The sequence below is a fragment of the Microcoleus sp. B3-A4 genome (assembly GCF_036705385.1).
Classification (GTDB): domain Bacteria; phylum Cyanobacteriota; class Cyanobacteriia; order Cyanobacteriales; family Microcoleaceae; genus Microcoleus.
Window position 1 is genome coordinate 1 of the sequence record NZ_JAUBUI010000007.1, and the last position, 20,492, is coordinate 20,492.

The following is a 20,492-nucleotide window of genomic DNA, read 5'->3' on the forward strand; positions in this document are numbered from 1 at the left end:
TTAAGACTCAGGTGTGCATATTTAAATAACCACATTAAACTCAGTATTTCTGCTTAGTTAAAAAGCGGGATGCTCCCCATCGATCGTCTGCTGAATAACGCGCCGACTGCTCAACCCCCATCCCAAGGAATCGACATTCAGCAGTTCCGAAATAGTGTCGAAGACAAGCTAAAAAGCATCCACGAAGATTTAGTGATTTTCGATCGTCGAGGTGAAGAACGCTTTGAGTCATTGTCTCAGGATCAGCGCATCTTTCTCAGCAAAGGCGATGAGCAATTTGCGTGGCTGATGCAAATGCTCACCGATGAAGCCAAAGATGGCCCGCGTTTGTTCAGTTTTAAGCTCATTAAAACAGGGTTTTTCGATCGCCCCACATGGATAAGTAAAAAAATTCAAATCACCCTCTGGTGCGAACACTCTCGTTTGCCTCTTCCCGCCTTAAATCCTAACGACAAGAAGAAGGGGGTTTATGAATTGGAAGTGTCGCGCGCATGGTTTACCAAAGCAGCCCCCTATCTCAAAATTTTGAGCGGAACCCTTAGTCTAGTCTTACCTGTCGCAGCCTCAGCAACCAAGCTAATGCTAGATGAAGCCACCTACAAAGGCATTGAAGAAGAACTCGATTTCGGACAAAAAAGCATCGAGTCTACCTTGAAAGGAAGCGATTTAGCGACTAATTTGTCTACCGAAAGAGATGCCCCTGATTGGCAACAGGGCGAAGCAGCCATCCGCGCCCAAGGCTCGATTTTGCGAGAATTACACGCGCTGCTAAAAGCAAAAGATCCTGGTTTTGGTGGCTTGGTGCGGGTGCAGAACAGACGCCGCGAATTTCTGTGGGTTCACGAGCAGTTTGTAGATGAGTATTAAGATTTTTATGTTGACACCATTATTACTATCAGGTGATAATTTAAACAGGAAATCTCAGGTTGCCATGCTCTGCCTGGAAGGAGAGCAATACCAAATCCAGCATCTAAGCATCTAATATTCAAGCCTGCCTGGGAACGAGGAAATAGTCTCGCTAAATGTCCTGACTGTGATTTCCCTGCCTAAATCCTGAGCTAGTAAATCGATACCGTCAATAACTTTATTTGGTTCTGCAATACTCAAAACCTCATAGCATTTTTCCCGATAATCGGGACGATCTTGGAAATACTGAATCGCTCGATCGAGTGGTTCCATAACTTGATAAGCTGCTTCCGCTTTGTCGATCGCCTCTTGGGGAATCGGAGTCGCTAATCTTTGAATAGCCAAGTCGATTAAATCTCTAGAATTTACCCGATCGCTCGGCCATCGATCGGCATTTGCCAACAACTTTTCTGCTATACTATCAATTTGATTCAAACAAGGAACAGGCGACCAATTTGGATAATTTGGTTCGCCAAACTCAATTCGCCCTTCACAAACCATCTCGAATTTAATAGTAGTGTCGTCAACAATAACAGGAAATCTTATCCCATACTGGTTGGCTTGAATATCGTTCGGGAGAACAATGCGTGAAGCGAAGCTATCCCCAAGGGAATCGCGACTAGCAAAAATCGCATTATAGCCTCCTTCGGCTACTTTGCGGCGCAGGAGACGGTAGCCATTATCCATCGGACACATAAAGTCAATATCCTGGCTCAACCGATATTCTCCGTGTTCCATACTTACCAACGTTCCGCCGCCAAAATACGCCCGACATTCCTGTAGAAATTCGACATTCAAGTGGCTGAGTACAGTTAATATCTTTTGATGAATTTCGCGTTTAAACATTGCTTGAGAACTTACCCAATTTTCTGGATGTTTTGGCGGAAAACCGCTTCTCAGTTCTGCTATTAACCAAGACTGATAGTGTTGGCTGATTTGTTGAATAAAAGCCAGTTCCTCAAAGCTAGGTGTTCCCAAAACTCCCCAATAATGCCAGCCAGATTCGTAGCGGCATAGCATTTCCTTGAAACTCATTTTTTTTACATCAGCAATTTGCCAGCAGATAGCTTGAAGGAATGGGAGTTCGGCGGGAATTGTCAACCCGGTTGCTATTTCTTGATGGTTCATCTGCTTTCGGCAAAAGCGAGGCAGAGCCTCTGGAACTGCGTTACCAGGCAGAGCCGATTGGTGACAAATTAAGCTCACACCGACCGTCTCTCTTGTTTGTATCGAAGTCTCGATCCCCCCTAACCCCCCTTAATAAGGGGGGGACAAGATTCTTATCAAAGTCCCCCTTCTTAAGGGGGATTTAGGGGGATCGAGACTCGACTAAAAGGGACATTTATTATGGGTTTCAGTCTTAAGTTGTCACCAATCAGCAGAGCCTGGGAACGATAATTTTTCTTCCAGTCCGCGCAGGCGGACTTTGTTTGTTTAGCCCCGACTTCTACTCGGCGGGTTCTATTCCGTAGGTTCCTAACTTCCCGATAAAATCTCTTCGAGTGCTAATTTTAGCGTCGGATATTGATATTGAAAACCACTAGCTAAAGTTTGTTTGGGCAACACTTTCTGCCCTTCCAAAACAAGTTTTGCCCCGTCTCCCAAAAGCATTTCTAAAGCAAAACCTGGCACCGGCAACCAAGAAGGCCGCTGCAAAACTTCCCCTAAAGTTTGACACAATTCATTCATCCGCACCGGATTCGGTGCTGTCGCATTCAAAACGCCTTCAACTTGCGAATTTTGCAAAGCGTACAAAATTAAATCAACCACATCCTCGCGATGAACCCAAGAAAACCACTGTTTCCCAGTGCCGAGCGGCCCGCCTGCAAATAGTTTAAAAGGTGGCAGCATTTTTGCCAACGCGCCTCCCATTCCCAAAACTATCCCCAGCCGCAAAATTGCTAACCGCGTTCCCGCATTTTTTGCAGGTTGGGCGGCTGCTTCCCAGTCTTTGCACACTGTTGCTAAAAAATCGTTTCCAGCGAGGCTCGTTTCGTCAAATTCAGCGGTTTCGCTGGTTCCGTAATAGCCGATCGCCGATGCGCTAACAAACACCGATGGTCTAGGATTAGCATTGACGATCGCCTCCACCAATTTTGCCGTCGTCAGTCTGCGACTGTCCAGAATTGCTTGCTGGCGCGCCTCCGTCCACCTTTCCTCCGCAATCGGAACCCCTGCTAAATTGACAACAGCGTCGCAGCCCGCGATCGACTTTTGCCAATCACCAGACTCCGCAGGAGTGTAGGCGACAACTTCCAAATTCGGATAAGCTGAAGCCGGAAAAACTCGGCTAGCCTTCGCCGCATCCCTGCTCAAAACCACCATTTGATGTCCCGCAGCTTGCAGCTTCTCCACCAGCCCGCTACCTACAAATCCCGTTGCTCCCGCGATCGCTACTTTCATCTTTTACCAATAATGCACAGTTCTAGCAGTTTAGACGATCGTCCAAACTTGTTTTGAATTATACAAAAATAAAGAGCAGCCTCGATCGCCTCCCCACAAGCTTTCTGTATTTTGATTAAACTGATATGGGACGCGAGGAAAACAAACCATGCCTGCAAAAAAATCAAAGCTTCTAATTGCTGCCTCCATTGCCGCAGCAGGTAGCGCTGCGGTCTACTTTTACTTCCAGGGTTTGAGCCAACAAGTATCTAACCCTCAAGACAGCGCCAAAGTTGTACCCGACGAAGCAATGATGGCCGCGTTCATATCCCCCAATCCCCAAGCTTTGGCCGTGTTGCAGCGATTTGGCACGCCTGGGGCTCAAAAGTTGGTCGGGATGGGTTTGAAGACCTTTCAAGAACAAAGCTTGGCAGGCACTCAAATCGACTTTGACAGGGACTTAAAACCTTGGCTGGGGGGGGCGATGGTCGCTTTGTTGCCCCCTGATGTTGCTGCAAAAACCGAGCCTCCTAAGCTGCTGGTTGTAGTCAGCGTCAAGAATAAAATTAGCGCTTGGAATTTTGCCAATAAATTAAAATCTCAGCCCGGTGCAACTACTCAAGAAACCGAGTATAAAGGAGTTAAAATTTCTGAGATTGCAGAGCCAACTGGCAAGCGCTACAGTGTGGCTTTGCTGAATGACCAATTAGTGATGGCTCCTTTGAGAAAGCCTGTGGAATTGGCGATCGATACTTTTAAAGGAGAACCCTCCCTCGCTACGCAGCAGAGCACAACTAAGTTTTTTGCAGAGAGTGCTGGTGTCAAGAATCCGATCGCAACTGTTTATATTGCTGACTATGCTGCTGCAATTGAGCAATTGAAAGCTAATTTGCCCGCAGATATCCAGTTGCCTTGGACAGTGTTTTCGCAGTTCAAACAAGTTAAGTCTTTGGTAGCGGGAATTGGTGCGGACAGTGCGGGATTGAGGGTAAAAACTGTCGCTCAGTTAGACCCTAAATTCGTGCAGCAAAATCCACAAGTCCCATCGAAATTGTTACCCCGATTTCCCGGCGAAACTCTTGCTTTAGTCGGCGGCAAAGGACTAGATCAAATTTGGTCGCAGGCGACGACTCAGGCAAAAGATAGCCCGGAAGTTGACAGGGGAGTTCAGCAGGTGAGGAGTAGTTTTAAGCGGTTGGATTTGGATGCCGATCGTGATGTTTTTGGTTGGATGAATGGGGAATTTGCGATCGGGGCGATCGGTTCGGATCAAGGGATTTTGTCTCAGTTGGGGATGGGGGCGGCGATGATTTTTGAAACGAGCGATCGCCCTGCTGCAGAAGCAACCCTGAAAAAACTCGATGCGATCGCCAAAAGCAATGCTACAGTCAGTGTCGCCCCCAGACAAGTTCAAGGAAAGGAAGTTACGGAATGGAAAATACCCCAGCAAGGCACTTTATTCGGGCACGGTTGGCTGAATGAAAATTCTGTGTTTGTAGCTTTCGGTGGCCCTTTAGTTGATGTGATTACTTCGACGCCACCGCAGCCGTTAAGCAGCAGTCCGAGTTTTCAGGCGATCGCCACTTCTTTACCGCAAGTCAACCAAGGTTACTTTTACATAGATATGGAAAAAACCATGTCTTGGGCTAACCAATATTTGCTCGCAGTACAGCCAAATTTAGTTTCACCGCCCGCTGCTGAATTGCTAAATTCTCTCCGAGGAGTTAGCGTAGCCACAGCTTCTACACAACCGACAACTGCTGAGTTGGAGATGCTTTTTGCCTTCAAATCTAATCGGTAATTTTTCCTTCTATCCTTCTATCCCTTAATATCGTTTCCGGTTGCATCGGAATAATCAAATCGAGTCAACAGTTAACACTCAACCATTCAGTTTTTCCACCCGCCCGTCAACAGTCAACAGTCAACAGTCAACTATTCCGGAGGAGTGCAACCGGAATTGATATAAATCCCGTACACGGCTTTGTTGTCGGACTTTTTCCTGACAAAAAAAAGATGCTGCCCTCAATAGAGGGCAGCTACTCAAATCGTGATGTTTTTGGTTGGATGAATGGGGAATTTGCGATCGGGGCGATCGGTTCGGATCAAGGGATTTTGTCTCAGTTGGGGATGGGGGCGGCGATGATTTTTGAAACGAGCGATCGCCCTGCTGCAGAAGCAACCCTGAAAAAACTCGATGCGATCGCCAAAAGCAATGCTACAGTCAGTGTCGCCCCCAGACAAGTTCAAGGAAAGGAAGTTACGGAATGGAAAATACCCCAGCAAGGCACTTTATTCGGGCACGGTTGGCTGAATGAAAATTCTGTGTTTGTAGCTTTCGGTGGCCCTTTAGTTGATGTGATTACTTCGACGCCACCGCAGCCGTTAAGCAGCAGTCCGAGTTTTCAGGCGATCGCCACTTCTTTACCGCAAGTCAACCAAGGTTACTTTTACATAGATATGGAAAAAACCATGTCTTGGGCTAACCAATATTTGCTCGCAGTACAGCCAAATTTAGTTTCACCGCCCGCTGCTGAATTGCTAAATTCTCTCCGAGGAGTTAGCGTAGCCACAGCTTCTACACAACCGACAACTGCTGAGTTGGAGATGCTTTTTGCCTTCAAATCTAATCGGTAATTTTTCCTTCTATCCTTCTATCCCTTAATATCGTTTCCGGTTGCATCGGAATAATCAAATCGAGTCAACAGTTAACACTCAACCATTCAGTTTTTCCACCCGCCCGTCAACAGTCAACAGTCAACAGTCAACTATTCCGGAGGAGTGCAACCGGAATTGATATAAATCCCGTACACGGCTTTGTTGTCGGACTTTTTCCTGACAAAAAAAAGATGCTGCCCTCAATAGAGGGCAGCTACTCAAATAAAGCATCTTAAAGTCTCTCAAAGCTTCAGAATTAACCTTCAGACATTCCTGATTTATTCGGCAATTGCAAATCATCCGGATCTACATAGTGACAAACTGCTTTGTCCATGCAAATCAAGGCCCAGCCAGATTTATCGATGCTCATCAATTTGTAAGAAGCGGGCTGAATAAAGAAACCTTTGTGGTTGCGGGTTGCTGGTTTGATGTTAACGTGGCTGTCATTACTCATGTTTTTACAACTCCTAGTATTATCGTAGAAAAATCTGAAAACCGCTGGGCGGGTTTGTGAATCGTCTAAGTTTTCAAATACTAGCACTGACTTTCTGAGTTTTCCATAAAGTTATTTATTGATTTATTACGATATCGTAATAAACCGCAAAATCGATTTCCTCGATCCCCGCCCAAAAATCGACTTGTTTGCGTGGTTACGGCTCCAGAAGCCACTGTTTAACGCGGGCGAGACTCTTCCAGTCGGGTTTTCTCTTTAATCCTTCTTCAAAATTTTTTTTAACTTCGTCGAGCAACTCTTCGGAAGCCATTAGGAGTTGCTGAGCCACTTCTACGTGGGGGCGCACTCCTTTATCTTTGAGATCCAGGATCGCTACTGCTAGGTTGATGCGAGCTTGGGGGTCGTGAGGGTTCAATTTAACGGCTGTTTTCGCTGCCTTTTGAGCCGGTGCAGGTTTATTTTCCAACAGGTAGAGCCACGCAAGGCTAGCCCAGGCATTGCCATTTTTGGGAGCTTTTTCGCACACTTCTTTAAACACGGGGATCAGATTAGCCGGGGCTTCGCCAGCTTGGTAGCGATCGAAACCGTCTTTAAACAATTCTTCAGGGGTCATTCGATTTTAGATTTTGGATTTTAGATTTTAGATTGGAAAGAGCATTGGGTGCGGGACGCAGCAATGCAGTCCGAGGCATTCTCAGCAATTAGCAATTACCAATCCCCAATGCCCTATTTTCCAATTTATGTAGAAAAAGAACTGCCACAACCGCAAGTTTGAGTTGCGTTGGGGTTAGTAAACTGAAAACCGCCCCCGATCATAGCATCGCTGAAGTCGAGAACCAAACCGTAGAGATAAAGAATGCTCTTGCGATCGCAAACTACCTGAAAACCGTCGTAGTCGAAGACTTCATCGTCGGATTTCACAGTGCTGGGATCTGCGAAATCCATCACGTAAGACATACCAGAGCAGCCGCCCTGGCGCACCCCTACCCGCAAGCAGAGGTCTTTACCTTGCTTCTCTCTCAGAGCTAAAACTTGACGGACAGCAGAGTCCGTCATTTGAATTCCACGCTTTTGTGAAGTGGCTTGAGTCATAATTTGCCGAACTCCTGAGATTGTCTAATGCTAAGAGTTTAATCTTATGCCTCCATTGTACAGGCATTCGCCAGAAGGCCTTGGGTTAGATGCTGAAGGCCGAATTTTTAGCTTCTAATTTTTAATTCCCGTGGGGCCTCGTTCCCAAGCTCGATGTCCTCTCCCCCTATAGGGTTTATGATTGATAAGCAGCGGTTGACCGGCTACCGGCACCGCAACAATGCTTCACCCAACGGGCTTACTCTATGGCAGCGCTGAATCGCACTACTCTTCGTCGGCTACAAAACTTACCTCAAATTCCCAGCGTGTGGGAGGGCGATCGCCGACCCTTATCTAATGCTGACTCACACCTGATGATAGATGACGATGACATTCTAGAAGGTGGTGGCGAGTGCATTCTCTGGGTCGATGGCTCCGAGGGAGTCGTGAGGGCTATGGACATGGTAGGTCCAGATGCCGGCCCAGAGGCGATCGTCCGGGCCCTGCTACGGGCAATGGAACATCCCCAAAGTCCGGCTCCCGCAGGTCGGCCCCAAAAAATAGTAGTCAAAAACCGAGAAATTCAATTTTATCTGCGGGGCGTACTTCAAGATTTAAGCATTTCCATTGACTACGTGCCGGAATTGCCCTTAATTGACGAAATATTTCGCGGCATGGAAGAGGTCGCGATCAACAGGCCTCCTGAGTTGCCCCCTCAGTATGCTGAAGTTTTAATGGAAAAAGCTGCTCAAATTTGGCAAGATGCTCCGTGGCGGACTTTGAGCGAACACCAAATTATATCTATTGAAATCAATCAGTGGGATGTCGCCAGCCTCTACGTTTCCGTATTGGGGCAAGGCAGGATGGATTACGGAGTTTTACTGTACCGTTCTCTAGAATCCTTGAAGCGGTTTCGAGAACGAGTCGTCAACGATGAATCTTTTGAAGATTTAGAACAGGCTTTTTTAGGGCAAGACTGTTTGTTTCTTACCTTTGAAAGTGCGGCAGATATTGATGAGGACGACGACGAAGAAATTGATTTAGCAGATTTGCCTCCATCGGAAATTGAACCAAATTTCGGCAACCTACATCCTTTAGAAGGATTGCGATCGATTCTTTACGAAGAAGAAGCCCTCACGATGTTAGTTGCTCTCGAAGCATTTCATCGCTTTTTCCGCAACGGCCGCCGGAAATTGGGTTCAGACACTTTTCCAAGTCTTAGCAGCCGCTACCGCATCCCAGTTCCGCAGCCTGACGGAGAAATTCAACAGGTATCCGTTAAAGTTTCAACGATGCCGGATGTGTCAGACGAATTATTACAGATGCTCGGTGATGATGACGGTGATGACGGTGATGACGATGATGATGAATTTGAAAAGCCACTGCTGCGGGACGATTTGGTGCCGCAAAATTCATTTTTGAGTCTCGGCGCCGTACCTTGGGAAACGGTACAGTTCCTGCGCGAAAGTGTCCAGTTTCACCAAGGTGCAGAAAGTGAGATTAATACCGCCGGAGATGGTTTGCCGGTGGTGATGATCCAAACTTCTCATCCGAAGGCAAAAACTATGATTCAGGATTTGAAAGAAGCTGGAGGCGTGAAGGGGATTGGTTTTAATCCGGGCGAAAATCCTTTTCAGGATGAGCAATACGACTTGGGTATTTTGCAAACTAAAAATGGGGAGCTGTATTTGTTTGGGGAGTTTAATGAAGACGATCCGGTGCATCAGGAAGCTCGCAAGAAATGGGATCGCCGCTGTAAATTAACCAACGGTTGGTGCGGTTTGATTATTGCTAAAGGGTTGATGGGTGCTTCTCGCGGTCAGCCTCAGTTTAAGGATATGGTTGCTTTGCTGGAGGTGCGCTGGGTGTCTGCTAAAGACTTGGGAATTGGGCCACTTCAGTTGATGCCGATGTTTTAAAGTTGGTTGACTGTTGACTGTTGACTGTTGGCTGTTGTGAGAAAGAAGAAGTAAAAGTAATTTGTAAGGTGCGCCGCAGCGCACCCTCGTTTTTAAATTATTAAGGAGAATCATTATGTCAAATTCTACTCAAAAGCGAGAAGTGTTAGTCGCCCTTGATGCTGAATTCGCTGCTAAAATAGACCAGCTTACTGATGATTGGACGGAGGCGATCGAACAAGCTCTCCGTCTCTGGTACGCTAAGCAAATAGAAGATAAGTTGCGGAATTTTTATCAAAACCGCAGCCAAGAAGATATTGAGTTTGAGGAAGAATGGGCAACATTGGCTCAGGAACAAATGGAAGAAATTTTAATAGAGGAAGGTCTTTGAGACAATGACAGAAGCTTATCCGCGATCAGGCGAAGTTTATCTTGTGAGAGCTTTGCGAACGATCGGAGATACAAAAAAGCGTCCTGTTGCTGTCGTTTCCATAGATAGCCGGAATGAATTGAGCCTTACTGTACTGATTGTCCCTTTTACTAGCGATTTGAGAGGGGGCGAAACTCCGACTCGGGTTTGGATTCCTGCTGGTGAAGGAGGTTTAGAATCTGACTCGCTGGCTGTCTGCGAGCAAATTATAACTGTCCAAAAGACTTATCTGGAACAAGGCCCTTACGGTAAACTTAGTGCGGATGTCCTAGCAAGAATACAGAGGGCTATACAAGTGTCGATCGGCATTTATGAACTTTGAATGTTTCGGAAATTCTAAAATTTGTTACAATCTGTAAAAATACTGGAAAGGATAGGTAAAATGCGGGTTGCGATCGCAGGTGCGGGACTGGCTGGAATGACCACAGCAGTCGATTTAGTGGAGGCCGGCCACGAAGTAGAAATTTTTGAATCCCGCCCCTTTGTCGGCGGCAAAGTCGGCAGTTGGGTTGATCCCGACGGCAATCACGTTGAAATGGGTTTGCACGTCTTCTTCGGCTGTTATTATAACTTATTTGCCCTGATGAAAAAAGTGGGAGCATTTGACGATTTGCTCCTCAAAGAACACGTCCACACTTTTATTAATCGAGGGGGCGAAACCGGTTCTTTAGATTTTCGGTTTCTTGTGGGTGCTCCTTTGCACGGTTTGAAGGCGTTTTTCACGACATCTCAGCTATCCGTACAAGACAAAATTCAAAACGCGATCGCCCTGGGAACTAGCCCCATCGTCCGAGGTTTGATAGACTTTGACGGGGCAATGAAAACTATCCGCGATTTGGATAAAGTTAGCTTTGCTGACTGGTTCCGCAGCCAAGGTGGCAACCAAAACTCGCTCAAAAGAATGTGGAATCCGATCGCCTATGCACTGGGCTTTATCGACACGGAAAATATTTCTGCCCGGTGTATGTTGACAATCTTTCAATTCTTTGCATCAAAAACCGAAGCCTCTGTCATGCGGATGCTAGCTGGATCTCCCAACGAATATTTGCACAAACCAATTGTGGAATATTTGGAAAACAAAGGAGCAAAAATTTACACGCGGCGCAGAGTGAGAGAAATTCAGTTTGAAGAAGGCGAAGAAACCCGCGTGACAGGCTTGGTAGTAGCTAACGGCGAAACAGAAGAAAATATTACCGCAGACGCTTACGTTTTCGCCTGCGACGTACCCGGAATTCAGAAAATATTGCCCCCAGCTTGGCGCAAATGGTCAGAATTTGACAACATTTATAAATTAGATGCTGTGCCGGTTGCTACAGTACAATTGCGGTTCGACGGTTGGGTAACGGAATTGGAAGACGAAGCTAAGCGCAAACAGTTGAGCCACGCTGTAGGAATCGATAATTTGCTATATTCAGCAGATGCAGATTTTTCTTGTTTTGCAGATTTGGCGCTGACAAGTCCCAAGGATTATTATCAAGAAGGAAAAGGTTCGCTGTTGCAGTTGGTGCTGACACCGGGAGATCCGTTTATCAAACAAAGCAATGAGGCGATCGCCCAACACGTACTTAAGCAAGTTCAGGATTTATTCCCGTCTGCGCGGGAATTAAACATGACTTGGTACAGTGTAGTTAAGCTCGCTCAATCTTTGTATCGCGAAGCACCGGGAATGGATGTTTTCCGCCCTGCTCAAAAAACGCCGATCGCCAATTTCTTTCTAGCAGGAAGTTACACTCAGCAAGATTACATTGATAGCATGGAAGGAGCGACACTTTCAGGCCATCAAGCGGCTAAGGCAATTCTCGAAGCTTACAGTCATTAGTCATTAGTCGTCTCTCGTTTTCTCTGGTTCCCAGGCCTAGCCTGGGAACAAAAAAGAAACAATTCTTCAATCTAAAATCTAAAATCTAAAATCTAAAATCGCATGACTGATTGGTTAGAACACAGCGTCCAAGTAGAAGTAGCAATTCCCATCGAATTAGCGTGGCAACTCTGGTCGGATTTAGAGCAAATGCCGCGCTGGATGAAGTGGATCGAATCAGTTCGCGTTCTCGAAGACAACCCGGAATTATCGCGCTGGAAACTCGCAACTGGCGGGTTAGAATTTAGCTGGCTTTCTCGGATTCTCAAAGTAGTGCCGAAGCAGATAATTCAGTGGGAATCGGTAGACGGTTTGCCAAATCGGGGTGCGGTGCGGTTTTACGATCGCAAAAACAGCAGCATTGTCAAACTGACGGTAGCTTATGGAGTTCCCGGCTGGCTGGCAAAATTGATGGACAATTCATTTCTAGCGCGAGTAGTTGAATCGACTCTTATGGCTGACTTGGAAAGGTTTAAAGAGTATGCTCTGAAAGTGAAAGCGACATCTTAAATTCTGAGGACTAAAATCCTTTGGTTTTTAATTGTAACGCGAGAGCCGATCGGTCTTTGGCGTCAGTATCATAGAGATGTGCTGCTGATTCCTTCTCGGTTCAGTTATGAGTTACTGCCTAAACCCCGCTTGTCAAAACCCGCAAAATGCCGATCGTACCCAATTCTGCCTGAATTGCGGCTCCAAACTGTTGCTGAGAGAACGTTACCGCGCCATCAAACCCCTCGGGCGCGGCGGTTTCGGCCGCACTTTTTTAGCAGTAGACGAAGACAAACCCTCAAAACCGCGCTGTGCAATTAAACAGTTTTTCCCCCTATCCCAAGGTACAAGCAGCAGCGAAAAAGCAGCAGAATTATTCAACCGAGAAGCGGTGCGACTGGACGAATTGGGAAAACACCCGCAAATTCCCGAACTGCTGGCGCACTTTCAGCAGGAACGCTATCAGTATTTGGTACAGGAATTTATAGAAGGTCAGAATTTACAGGAAGAGTTGGCGCGGACTGGGCCTTTCAGCGAAAGTAAAATTCTCAGTCTGCTGAAGGATTTATTGCCAGTATTGCAGTTCGTGCACGATCGCAGTGTAATTCACCGAGATATTAAACCCCCCAACATTATCCGGCGTCGCATTTCTAAAACTCCCATCATTTATACTTACCCAGCATTAACCGGGGAATTAGTTTTAGTTGATTTTGGCGCTGCAAAAGTTGTGGAGGGTTTGAGAGAAACCGGTACAGTCATAGGTTCTCCCGAATTTGTGGCGCCGGAACAAATTAGAGGTCAAGCGGTTTATGCCAGCGATTTGTACAGTTTGGGAGTAACTTGCATTTATTTGCTAACTCAAATATCTCCTTTTGATTTGTTTGATATCAATCAAGATGTTTGGGTTTGGCGAGACTTTTTGAAGGTTCCAATCGATCCGAAATTAAGTCGCATCCTCGACAAAATGATCGAATCGAGTCTCAGCCGGCGCTACAAATCTGTAGCTGAGGTATTGAAAGATTTGCAGCCGCAGCAGTCGGCGGCACAGGTTCCGACTCCGGCGGCCCCTGCGATTTCCCTGCCGCAGAGGACGCCGGCGGTGCAGAATGCAGTGCCGCCAACGCTTGCAGGCACAATCATACCTGTGCCGCCGATGCAGCGGGTTGTACCTGCACGCGCGCCTACTTGGAGGTGTGTTCATACTCTGGTAGGGCATTCTAATGCTGTCACGTCGGTAGTTTTCAGTCCTGATGGCGCGACTTTAGCTAGCGGCAGTGAGGACAAGACGATCGAGATGTGGAAGTTGGACGCGGGTAAGCGGTGGTACACTCTCACGGGTCATTCTGACTGGGTGACTTGTGTAGCGTTTAGTCCTGATGGCGCGAGTTTGGCTAGTGGCGGCCGGGACAAAATGATTCATATTTGGGATTTGAATAAGGGTAAGTGGTGGTACGCTTTGGCTGGTCATTCTGACAGGGTTTCTGCTGTGGCGTTTAGTCGGGATGGTCAGGTTTTGGCTAGCGGCAGTCGGGACAAAACTGTGCAGTTGTGGAATTTGAATAAGGGAAGGCGGATGTCGGCTTTGACCGGTCACGCTGGCGGGGTGGAGGCGGTGGCTTTTAGTGCTGGCGGGGAGTTTTTGGCTAGTGCCAGTCGGGACAAAACTGTGCAGTTGTGGGATTGGCAAAAGGGTCGATCAATTGGTACTCTGGCGGAACACGGGGATTGGGTGCGGGCGATCGTTTTTGCTGCGAACTCCCCCAACTCCCTGGCCGGTCAGACCCCCCCCAGCCCCCCCTTGGTAAGGGGGGGAGTAGGAGAAGGATTAATTTTGGCCAGCGGCAGTCGGGATGGTACGGCGAAGCTGTGGCGGGTGGATGCACAGGGGCGAGGGACGCTGTTGCGGAGTATGAGGGACAATTCTGGGGATGTTTTGTGTCTGGCGTTGAGTCCCGATGGTCGGGTTTTGGCGACGGGGAGTCGGGATGGCACGATTTATTTGTGGGATGCGGGTACGGGGGGTTTGCTGGAAATTCTGACGGGCCACGGGGGGGAGGTTTTGTCGGTGGCGTTTAGTCCTGATGGGGGGAGTTTGGCTAGCGGTGCGGGCGATCGAACTGTGAAGATTTGGCGGGGGATTGGGCATTAGGGGCGATGTCAAGAGTGCCTGCTTAAAAATCTTATATTTATGCTTGACAGGCGATCGAGTGTTCTGCTACATTAGGAATTCGTGAGGACGCATAGCTCAGTTGGTTAGAGCACTACGTTGACATCGTAGGGGTCACTGGTTCGAGTCCAGTTGTGTCCATCCCAAAACCCGCTTTCTAGGCGGGTTTTGAGTTTTCTATAACCTAATGGGCTGCTATAGTATTCTCAATCAGGGGTGACAATAAGTGACAATCCCAGACATTAAATGCGATAAATCTGCGATATGCCCAAAGGTTCTGTAAATGTAGAAATTTTCAAGGAACGGCTACGGTTAGCCTGGTCATGGAACGGGAAACGCTTTTGGCTCTACATCGGTTTGCCCGATACGATCGTCAATCGTAAGGTCGCTTCTATGAAAGCCAGCCAAATCGAGCTAGACATTGCTAGTGGTAATTTTGATCCCTCCCTCGCCAAGTACAAGCCCCAGAAACAAGAATCTATTTCTGTTTCTGAGCTTTTTGACCAATTTGTCGAATATAAACGCCGTAAAATTGAGGCTGATACTTTTGCTAAATATACTGCCTTTCAAAAACACGTTGCTGTGTTTTTCAAGAACAAAACAACAATTTCTGTTTCTGAAAGTGTTGCTGAAAATTTTAGAGATTGGTTATTGTCCGATCGCTCCCTTGAACCTGTGACGGTACGCGAACGGATTATCATGATGAACGCTTGCTGGGAATGGGCACACAAAAAGAAGCTGGTTCTCGAAAATCCTTGGGCTGATGTTAAGGTTTCAGTCCCGCCAAAACAGCGCCCCGAACCGTTCACGCTTACAGAAATGAGCGCCATCGTTCATAAATTTCGTTCTGACTCAAACTTCAGTAACTACGCGGATTATGTGGAGTTTAAATTTGGCGTCGGTCTTCGCACCGGGGAAGCTGCTGCGCTGCAATGGCGACATTGTTCCGCTGAATGCGATCGCATCTGGATCGGAGAAAGTTTGAGTAATGGTGGCTCTCGCAAATCAACCAAAACTAATAAGGCGCGCACGGTGCCGCTAACACCAAGGCTGCAACAGCTATTACTTGATCGGCGACCAATTGAGACGCTGCCCGACAATTTAATTTTCACCAGTAGCGAAGGTAGAGCGATCGACTCCAAAAATTTCTGCAACCGCTACTGGAAACCTGCGCTTGCATCCCTTGGAATTGATTACCGAAAACCTTACAACACCAGGCACACGCTAATTTCTCACGGCTTGGAAGCTGGCATGAATCCCGTGGCGATCGCATCCCTCACTGGCCACAATGTTCGCACTCTGTACGAAAACTATGCCGGATTGGTCAACTCACCACAATTGCCTGATTTTTTCCCGGTTTTGAACCCGGTTTCAGATGCTGATTTTGTGGTAATTCCATCTGATATCTCTGAATAAAACTCAGATGTTCAGGATGATTAATATCCCCATTACAACTTATTAATTGATTCAACAAAATAGGATTATAGAGAATTTTCCCGCTTGGGTTGCGTCCCCAGTGAATCCCTTCTATAAGTTTTTTTTGTTGTCGGTATCGCATTAAGGTTCGATCGCAGCAGTTGAGAATTTGGCAGGCAGTCTTTGCATCACAGAAATTATTCATTTGGATTTTGATTTGAATTGAGTAAACTTTTGATTACGTTGTCTTTGATCATGTTTTGTCGCATTAGTTCAACTAAGAGGACTCGTGCTTCTTCTACTGAAAGTGATTGAGCTTGAGAAGCGTAGATTCTTAATCGAAGTTGTTGCTCAAGTGTGAGGTCAATAGTTGTCATGATTCTATTTTCTCAGTGCGATCTTTTTCGGCAATCAATAGGTTGATTCGATCGCGAACCTCAGCAGTTTCTCCAGTCAGCCAATTCACTATTACCTCTCTCTGGTATTTAGTCCCTGGCGCTTTCCATCCATACATCTGAGTCAGTAGATTTTGCAAGTGTTCTGGGTAGTATTCGGGCCACCAAATAGTAGCTATCTCTCTTAGTTTTTCAGCATCCTTCTCATCTATTCCCCCGGAGATAGCTGCTGGTTCGGGTGTTGGTTCGGGTGTTGGTTCGGGTGTTGGTTCGGGTGTTGGTTCGGGTGTTGGTTCTTCCGTTCTCTCCGTTGTCTCCGTTGTCGGTTCTACTATTGGCATTGTCGATTCCGATGTCGTTGGAGCTAGTGTCGGAGTTGGTGTCGGGTCTGGGGAAATCAATCCATTAAAAGCGGTTTTTTCATCAGCGGTAAGGGAGTTCCAGACTTTCTGGCGATCGGCTGCGCCTTTGCTGCAAACTTCCTTGAGCATGGTCTGAATATCAAGAGCTGTTTCTCGATCGCCGGCTTTGATCGCTAGCCGAATATATTCGACAAGATCCCCTGTTTCGTCGTTTTGTTGAGGCTGCTGATCAACCTCATTTTTTGAAAATGGCTCCAAATTCTGAGGTCGATCGCTAGGTTGATCACCTTGCTGTGCAAAGGATTGATCAACCTGATCAACCTGATCAACCTTGTTACCAAAACTAGGAAAATCTTTCGCTGCCGTGGAATTACTGCCAGCCAAAGCAGCCATCCAGTTTACTGTTCCTTTCGAGGTCGGATTCGAGGTCGGATCAGAAGTTGGATCAGAAGTTGGATCAGAAGTTGGATTCGAGGTCGGATCTGAATTTAGTATTTTTTCAGAAATAGGATGATCAGGTTGATCAGGTTGATCAAATCCTTGTGTAGCAGGGTGATCAACCTCGTGATCAACCTCCCTTTTTAAGGGGGTTTTCAAAACTTGAGGTTGATCAGCAGCCTCAACAGGGATTGAATCAGCCTCAAATTCGGCGTCAAATTCGGCGTCGGATTCAGCAAGCTCAAGAGGGAGGGAGACAGGTTCGGGTTCGGGTTCAGTTTTGCACCAAACTCGAACTCGTTTGCTGGATATCGATCGAAACTCTCGCTCCCACCCAAATTTTTTGAGGATGGCGGAACAGCGCATCTGATGCGATCGCTCTTGTCGGCTCAGGTCAACTTGGAGATGAGTGAGAAGGTCGCTGAGTCGGATATATTCGCGGTGTTCAATAAAATTTTCGATGACATCTTCCCAGGGATCTGATGACTGAAACTCTTGAGCAATGTGTTCGGCAGTTTCTTCATCTTCATAGTCAAGACAAGGTTCTTCGCCAGATTTGTAAGCCAGCATCGCAGCAGCCCAAATCGCATCTCGTTCTTTCTTAAGCAATTTAGTATCAATCCGGTGCTTGACCGGAATTACCCAAAATCGCCGGTTGCCTGTTTCATCAGCGAGAAATTCTTGCTTGTTGGTGGTTGCGACAATGATGCTGGGTCGGTTGAAGTCTTCAATATCTCGGCAATATGGCGGTCGAATTTTGTCTGTTCCGGTGGATAAAAAAGCTTTGGTTGCACTGACATCGCGCCGTCTGAAAACACTCTCTAGCTCTGCCCATTCTACAAACCAGGCTTGGTGCAATTTCAGCCGTTCATCTTTGTCAGAAACAGTTCCCAGGGAATCGTCAAAATATTTGCCTCCCGCCAGCACCTTAAAAAAAGTTGACTTTCTATAGCCCTGTTTCCCTTGCAGAATCAGAACTGTGTCTATTTTGCATCCTGGTTCAAACGTTCGTTTCACAGCACCAATTAATGTTTTTCGGACAAACATTTCATAAATTGGATCGTTGACACCAAAATATTTTTCAGCGAGACTATCTAAAAACGAAGTATCTGGTGCTGGTGGCAAAGAATTTAGATACTCTTCAATTGGTGAATACTGATTTTCTACTGCTATTTCTGTCAGGATATCTTGAACATCTTCTCGACTGGATTTTACGAGAATTCCGTGTTTAATTGCGAGTTGAATTCGCACTCGATCGAGTGATACTGGTGTACCGTCAATTTCGATTCGCTTGCTGAGTTTATTCAAACGAAGCCGTTTGCCAAATTTTCTAATGATTTTTCGGTAATCCTGAATCATTCTGTTATCTGAATTTAAAATATTAAATTCAGGTGATGAATCAGAGCTAGCAGCAGAATTAGGAGAGTTACCCAAATCAGATTCAGCCTCTGCCTCCATTCGCGAAACTAAATGATCGGGTTGCAAAGACTTAATGAATCGCCAGTATTCACCTTTAATGCAGCTTTCAATCCCATCACTAACATATTTAGAGATGCTGGCGATCGGATTCGACTTAACTGCGTAATTCCAGATTTGATCCCACTCTTCTTGATCCCAGCCACTGCCGGGAGAACAACGCCGACAAGCATCAAGAAATAGAGTGTAGGCATCCTCATTGGTTACTTGTCCGAGTCGGCTGAACTCAGATTGAACTCCAATTAAATCCCGTGCCAGTGTTGCCATTGAGGTATTTCTGAGAGTCGCTACTCCATTCAAAAATTCCTTGTTGGGCTTTCCCAGACCGCACTGTAGAGAAATTGGCACCGGCACCGGAACAGTGATGTCTTTATACCGTTGAGATATTTCCTCCGGTGTCGCAGTTAGAGTTGCGGTGGCAGTGCGCCCCGTCGTGGCAGTCGCACTGTCTAAGACAGTAGCGCTGTGGGTGGCAGTCGCAGTAGCAGTGGTAGAAAATTGCAGTAAAGCTTGGTGCTGTTCCTCAAGTTCTCGTTGTTTCCGAGCGAGTAACTCTTGATAGAGAATGAGAAGTCGATCGCGCAAATCACTGTAGCTGTAGCGAGTGCCAGACTCTTCAACAAAATCGGTTTTAACGGGTTCGCGATCGGGCTTAACGTGCCACGCACCCGCGAGCCGAAAAACACGACTGGGATTTTTGTTGCTCTCGTCTGCTTCCATCACTTCGATCAGAAGCACTTGCAGTTCCCGCCATTGTTCCTGTGCGATCGGCTCATCAAAAAGCCAATACGGTTGCATCGACTTGTCACCGCTAAATATGGTGAAAGTTGGTTCAACAAAACCTACTTCGCTCCATTTTTCAAATTGTTCTGCCAACGGGATATCGTCCCACTCGCAGAAAATACCACAGCACTGCTTAATCTCAGCATCGCTATGTCCGGCTGTACCTGCGCCTGCACCATTAACCACGACATAAACACCGCGCTTGTCTGCTTGATACTGCTCAATCTGTTGCCAGTTAAGCTCAGAACTTTTGCGACCTTTATCCTTTTTCTTGCGTTCATCAGAGCTATGATAGAAAAACCTCAACAAAGCTTCGCCCGGTTGATAGCCCAAGTAATTCAGGTGCTTTTGTGCCAGCTCACGATCTATATTCATTGCTTTCTGACTCCTGATTTTGATTTTGCTGCGACTAAAGTTTGCAATTGTTGGCGCAAACGATAGATTTCCTGATTGACCGACGATCGTTTTTCTTCCAAATCATTGATTCTTTCTCTCAGTCGTGTGATTTTTTGACTTTCATTTGCTTGAATTTCGCTAGCTGGGAAAGTACCTTGGGCTGGATCTGACCAATAGCACTCGGCACACAGCCCATTCGTTAATAAGCCGAAGCATCGTTTGCCGTCCTTGTGATAATTCGATCGACACCATCCGTTTTGGGTCATGTTCTGTACTGATTTTTTAGGGCAGTTTTTCAGTTAGCCAATAGCTGAGTTAGCTGTTTCCCAAATCCGTATGGAATTACCGCATTTTGTTTTCTGGAAAACTGTGCCTGTATGAAATGTGGCTTTGGGGTGCGTGGTTTTTCGTTACGGATTTTCAACATGGGTGAATTTGTTGAGATGGCTGCGAGAATAGTGCTAGCGATCGAGGTCGAATTAGCCCCCGGCCTCGATCGCTAGTTGTTCTACGAGAAGAGACAAACTGGCTAGACAAAATAAGTAGCCAATTTGTCCTGTAATTGATATTATGACAGAAAGACCTAAAGATCAATCCTTAGAAACTAGGAAAATTACTGTGTTGCGATACTTACGGGAAAAAGCGGGACTAAGTAGGGAGCAATTAGTAGCACGTTTGGGAAATCGGATTGCAGTGCGAACTTTGCAGCGATGGGAGACGCTGGGGAAAGAGCCAGCCCTTACTCGGGGCGACTGGATCGACCTTTGTGATGCTCTCAATGTTCATTGGGAAGAGCTTCCCAGGGATTTGTCAGATTTAGTAGAGGAGGAAACAAACTACGAAATGCTTGCTTAACCTTAACAAGACAAAATGGCTTGTCATAATGTCTTATTAAGTGGTATGATAATCGCACAAG

Annotated in this window: 19 protein-coding genes and 1 tRNA gene; 12 read left to right on the forward strand and 8 right to left on the reverse strand. The window is 46.6% G+C overall.

The genetic code is table 11. The features are described 5' to 3' along the window. Positions 1–69 precede the first annotated feature (69 nt). On the forward strand, positions 70–867 hold the full coding sequence (locus tag QUB33_RS05345) for a hypothetical protein (protein WP_333348272.1): 798 nt from the start codon (positions 70–72) through the stop codon (positions 865–867). A gap of 111 nt (positions 868–978) precedes the next feature. Here QUB33_RS05345 and QUB33_RS05350 read toward each other — a convergent pair whose 3' ends face one another. Both QUB33_RS05350 and thyD read right to left on the reverse strand, forming a co-directional pair. Further along, a complete protein-coding gene (locus QUB33_RS05350) occupies positions 979–2,034 on the reverse strand; it encodes a nucleotidyl transferase AbiEii/AbiGii toxin family protein (protein ID WP_333348275.1) in 1,056 nt (351 codons plus the stop codon). Between the two features lie 348 nt (positions 2,035–2,382). Further along, positions 2,383–3,309, reverse strand: coding sequence for a thylakoid membrane protein ThyD (gene thyD / locus QUB33_RS05355; RefSeq protein WP_333348278.1), 927 nt, complete (start codon positions 3,307–3,309; stop codon positions 2,383–2,385). A gap of 148 nt (positions 3,310–3,457) precedes the next feature. On the opposite strand from thyD, the gene QUB33_RS05360 reads away from it, so the two are divergent. Together QUB33_RS05360 and QUB33_RS05365 are read left to right on the forward strand one after the other, a co-directional pair. After that, positions 3,458–5,089, forward strand: a complete 1,632-nt coding sequence (locus tag QUB33_RS05360; RefSeq protein WP_333348281.1) for a DUF3352 domain-containing protein — start codon at positions 3,458–3,460, stop codon at positions 5,087–5,089. Positions 5,090–5,301: 212 nt separating this feature from the next. After that, on the forward strand, positions 5,302–5,922 hold the full coding sequence (locus tag QUB33_RS05365; protein WP_333348284.1) for a DUF3352 domain-containing protein: 621 nt from the start codon (positions 5,302–5,304) through the stop codon (positions 5,920–5,922). A 277-nt stretch (positions 5,923–6,199) separates the two neighbouring features. Here QUB33_RS05365 and QUB33_RS05370 read toward each other — a convergent pair whose 3' ends face one another. The 3 genes from QUB33_RS05370 to QUB33_RS05380 all read right to left on the reverse strand — a co-directional run bounded on the left by QUB33_RS05370 (position 6,200) and on the right by QUB33_RS05380 (position 7,489). Continuing rightward, entirely contained in the window at positions 6,200–6,397 is a 198-nt protein-coding gene (locus QUB33_RS05370; RefSeq protein ID WP_172187588.1) for a hypothetical protein, read from the reverse strand. A 196-nt stretch (positions 6,398–6,593) separates the two neighbouring features. After that, on the reverse strand, positions 6,594–7,010 hold the full coding sequence (locus QUB33_RS05375; RefSeq protein WP_333041347.1) for a tetratricopeptide repeat protein: 417 nt from the start codon (positions 7,008–7,010) through the stop codon (positions 6,594–6,596). A 125-nt stretch (positions 7,011–7,135) separates the two neighbouring features. After that, complete coding sequence (locus QUB33_RS05380; RefSeq protein WP_172187584.1) at positions 7,136–7,489, reverse strand: HesB/IscA family protein; 354 nt, start codon at positions 7,487–7,489, stop codon at positions 7,136–7,138. A gap of 245 nt (positions 7,490–7,734) precedes the next feature. Here QUB33_RS05380 and QUB33_RS05385 point away from each other — a divergent pair, with 245 nt between their 5' ends. The 8 genes from QUB33_RS05385 to QUB33_RS05420 all read left to right on the forward strand — a co-directional run bounded on the left by QUB33_RS05385 (position 7,735) and on the right by QUB33_RS05420 (position 15,726). Continuing rightward, a complete protein-coding gene (locus tag QUB33_RS05385) occupies positions 7,735–9,387 on the forward strand; it encodes a DUF6930 domain-containing protein (protein ID WP_333348287.1) in 1,653 nt (550 codons plus the stop codon). 115 nt (positions 9,388–9,502) lie between these two features. Continuing rightward, positions 9,503–9,757 carry a hypothetical protein gene (locus QUB33_RS05390; protein ID WP_333348290.1) on the forward strand — a complete coding sequence of 85 codons (255 nt, stop codon included), beginning with the start codon at positions 9,503–9,505 and terminating at the stop codon, positions 9,755–9,757. A gap of 4 nt (positions 9,758–9,761) precedes the next feature. Further along, the gene (locus QUB33_RS05395) at positions 9,762–10,118 is read left to right on the forward strand and encodes a type II toxin-antitoxin system PemK/MazF family toxin (RefSeq protein WP_333348292.1); all 357 of its coding nucleotides are present in this window, start codon (positions 9,762–9,764) and stop codon (positions 10,116–10,118) included. A 60-nt stretch (positions 10,119–10,178) separates the two neighbouring features. After that, positions 10,179–11,615, forward strand: coding sequence for a 9,9'-di-cis-zeta-carotene desaturase (gene zds, locus QUB33_RS05400; RefSeq protein ID WP_333348634.1), 1,437 nt, complete (start codon positions 10,179–10,181; stop codon positions 11,613–11,615). 102 nt (positions 11,616–11,717) lie between these two features. Next, positions 11,718–12,164, forward strand: coding sequence for an SRPBCC family protein (locus QUB33_RS05405; RefSeq protein WP_333348295.1), 447 nt, complete (start codon positions 11,718–11,720; stop codon positions 12,162–12,164). Positions 12,165–12,270: 106 nt separating this feature from the next. Further along, positions 12,271–14,292, forward strand: coding sequence for a serine/threonine-protein kinase (locus tag QUB33_RS05410; RefSeq protein WP_333348298.1), 2,022 nt, complete (start codon positions 12,271–12,273; stop codon positions 14,290–14,292). A gap of 85 nt (positions 14,293–14,377) precedes the next feature. Next, positions 14,378–14,451 (forward strand) — tRNA-Val (locus tag QUB33_RS05415). 123 nt (positions 14,452–14,574) lie between these two features. Then, a complete protein-coding gene (locus QUB33_RS05420) occupies positions 14,575–15,726 on the forward strand; it encodes a tyrosine-type recombinase/integrase (protein WP_333348301.1) in 1,152 nt (383 codons plus the stop codon). A gap of 197 nt (positions 15,727–15,923) precedes the next feature. On the opposite strand, the gene QUB33_RS05425 is transcribed toward QUB33_RS05420, so the two are convergent. Genes QUB33_RS05425 through QUB33_RS05435 form a run of 3 tightly spaced genes read right to left on the reverse strand, consistent with a single transcriptional unit; the run spans position 15,924 to position 19,842 of the window. Beyond that, positions 15,924–16,103: an NblA/ycf18 family protein gene (locus tag QUB33_RS05425; RefSeq protein ID WP_333041339.1), complete on the reverse strand. Its 180-nt coding sequence runs from the start codon at positions 16,101–16,103 to the stop codon at positions 15,924–15,926. Continuing rightward, a complete protein-coding gene (locus tag QUB33_RS05430; RefSeq protein WP_333348304.1) occupies positions 16,100–19,555 on the reverse strand; it encodes a VapE domain-containing protein in 3,456 nt (1,151 codons plus the stop codon). Before QUB33_RS05430 ends, QUB33_RS05425 begins: the two co-directional genes overlap by 4 nt. Next, on the reverse strand, positions 19,552–19,842 hold the full coding sequence (locus QUB33_RS05435; RefSeq protein WP_333332939.1) for a hypothetical protein: 291 nt from the start codon (positions 19,840–19,842) through the stop codon (positions 19,552–19,554). The genes QUB33_RS05430 and QUB33_RS05435 overlap by 4 nt, the downstream gene beginning before the upstream one ends. Before the next feature lie 352 nt (positions 19,843–20,194). Here QUB33_RS05435 and QUB33_RS05440 point away from each other — a divergent pair, with 352 nt between their 5' ends. Next, the gene (locus QUB33_RS05440) at positions 20,195–20,431 is read left to right on the forward strand and encodes a helix-turn-helix transcriptional regulator (protein WP_333146769.1); all 237 of its coding nucleotides are present in this window, start codon (positions 20,195–20,197) and stop codon (positions 20,429–20,431) included. Positions 20,432–20,492: the final 61 nt, after the last annotated feature.

Coding starts and splice junctions, on each gene's coding strand:
- QUB33_RS05375 (WP_333041347.1), bottom strand. CDS start 7,010: ATGACCCCTGAAGAATTGTTTAAAGACGGTTTCGATCGCTACCAAGCT.
- QUB33_RS05420 (WP_333348301.1), top strand. CDS start 14,575: ATGCCCAAAGGTTCTGTAAATGTAGAAATTTTCAAGGAACGGCTACGG.
- QUB33_RS05430 (WP_333348304.1), bottom strand. CDS start 19,555: ATGAATATAGATCGTGAGCTGGCACAAAAGCACCTGAATTACTTGGGC.
- QUB33_RS05380 (WP_172187584.1), bottom strand. CDS start 7,489: ATGACTCAAGCCACTTCACAAAAGCGTGGAATTCAAATGACGGACTCT.
- QUB33_RS05410 (WP_333348298.1), top strand. CDS start 12,271: ATGAGTTACTGCCTAAACCCCGCTTGTCAAAACCCGCAAAATGCCGAT.
- QUB33_RS05360 (WP_333348281.1), top strand. CDS start 3,458: ATGCCTGCAAAAAAATCAAAGCTTCTAATTGCTGCCTCCATTGCCGCA.
- QUB33_RS05365 (WP_333348284.1), top strand. CDS start 5,302: ATGCTGCCCTCAATAGAGGGCAGCTACTCAAATCGTGATGTTTTTGGT.
- QUB33_RS05435 (WP_333332939.1), bottom strand. CDS start 19,842: ATGACCCAAAACGGATGGTGTCGATCGAATTATCACAAGGACGGCAAA.
- QUB33_RS05405 (WP_333348295.1), top strand. CDS start 11,718: ATGACTGATTGGTTAGAACACAGCGTCCAAGTAGAAGTAGCAATTCCC.
- zds (WP_333348634.1), top strand. CDS start 10,179: ATGCGGGTTGCGATCGCAGGTGCGGGACTGGCTGGAATGACCACAGCA.
- QUB33_RS05385 (WP_333348287.1), top strand. CDS start 7,735: ATGGCAGCGCTGAATCGCACTACTCTTCGTCGGCTACAAAACTTACCT.
- QUB33_RS05370 (WP_172187588.1), bottom strand. CDS start 6,397: ATGAGTAATGACAGCCACGTTAACATCAAACCAGCAACCCGCAACCAC.
- QUB33_RS05390 (WP_333348290.1), top strand. CDS start 9,503: ATGTCAAATTCTACTCAAAAGCGAGAAGTGTTAGTCGCCCTTGATGCT.
- QUB33_RS05395 (WP_333348292.1), top strand. CDS start 9,762: ATGACAGAAGCTTATCCGCGATCAGGCGAAGTTTATCTTGTGAGAGCT.
- QUB33_RS05425 (WP_333041339.1), bottom strand. CDS start 16,103: ATGACAACTATTGACCTCACACTTGAGCAACAACTTCGATTAAGAATC.
- thyD (WP_333348278.1), bottom strand. CDS start 3,309: ATGAAAGTAGCGATCGCGGGAGCAACGGGATTTGTAGGTAGCGGGCTG.
- QUB33_RS05350 (WP_333348275.1), bottom strand. CDS start 2,034: ATGAACCATCAAGAAATAGCAACCGGGTTGACAATTCCCGCCGAACTC.
- QUB33_RS05345 (WP_333348272.1), top strand. CDS start 70: ATGCTCCCCATCGATCGTCTGCTGAATAACGCGCCGACTGCTCAACCC.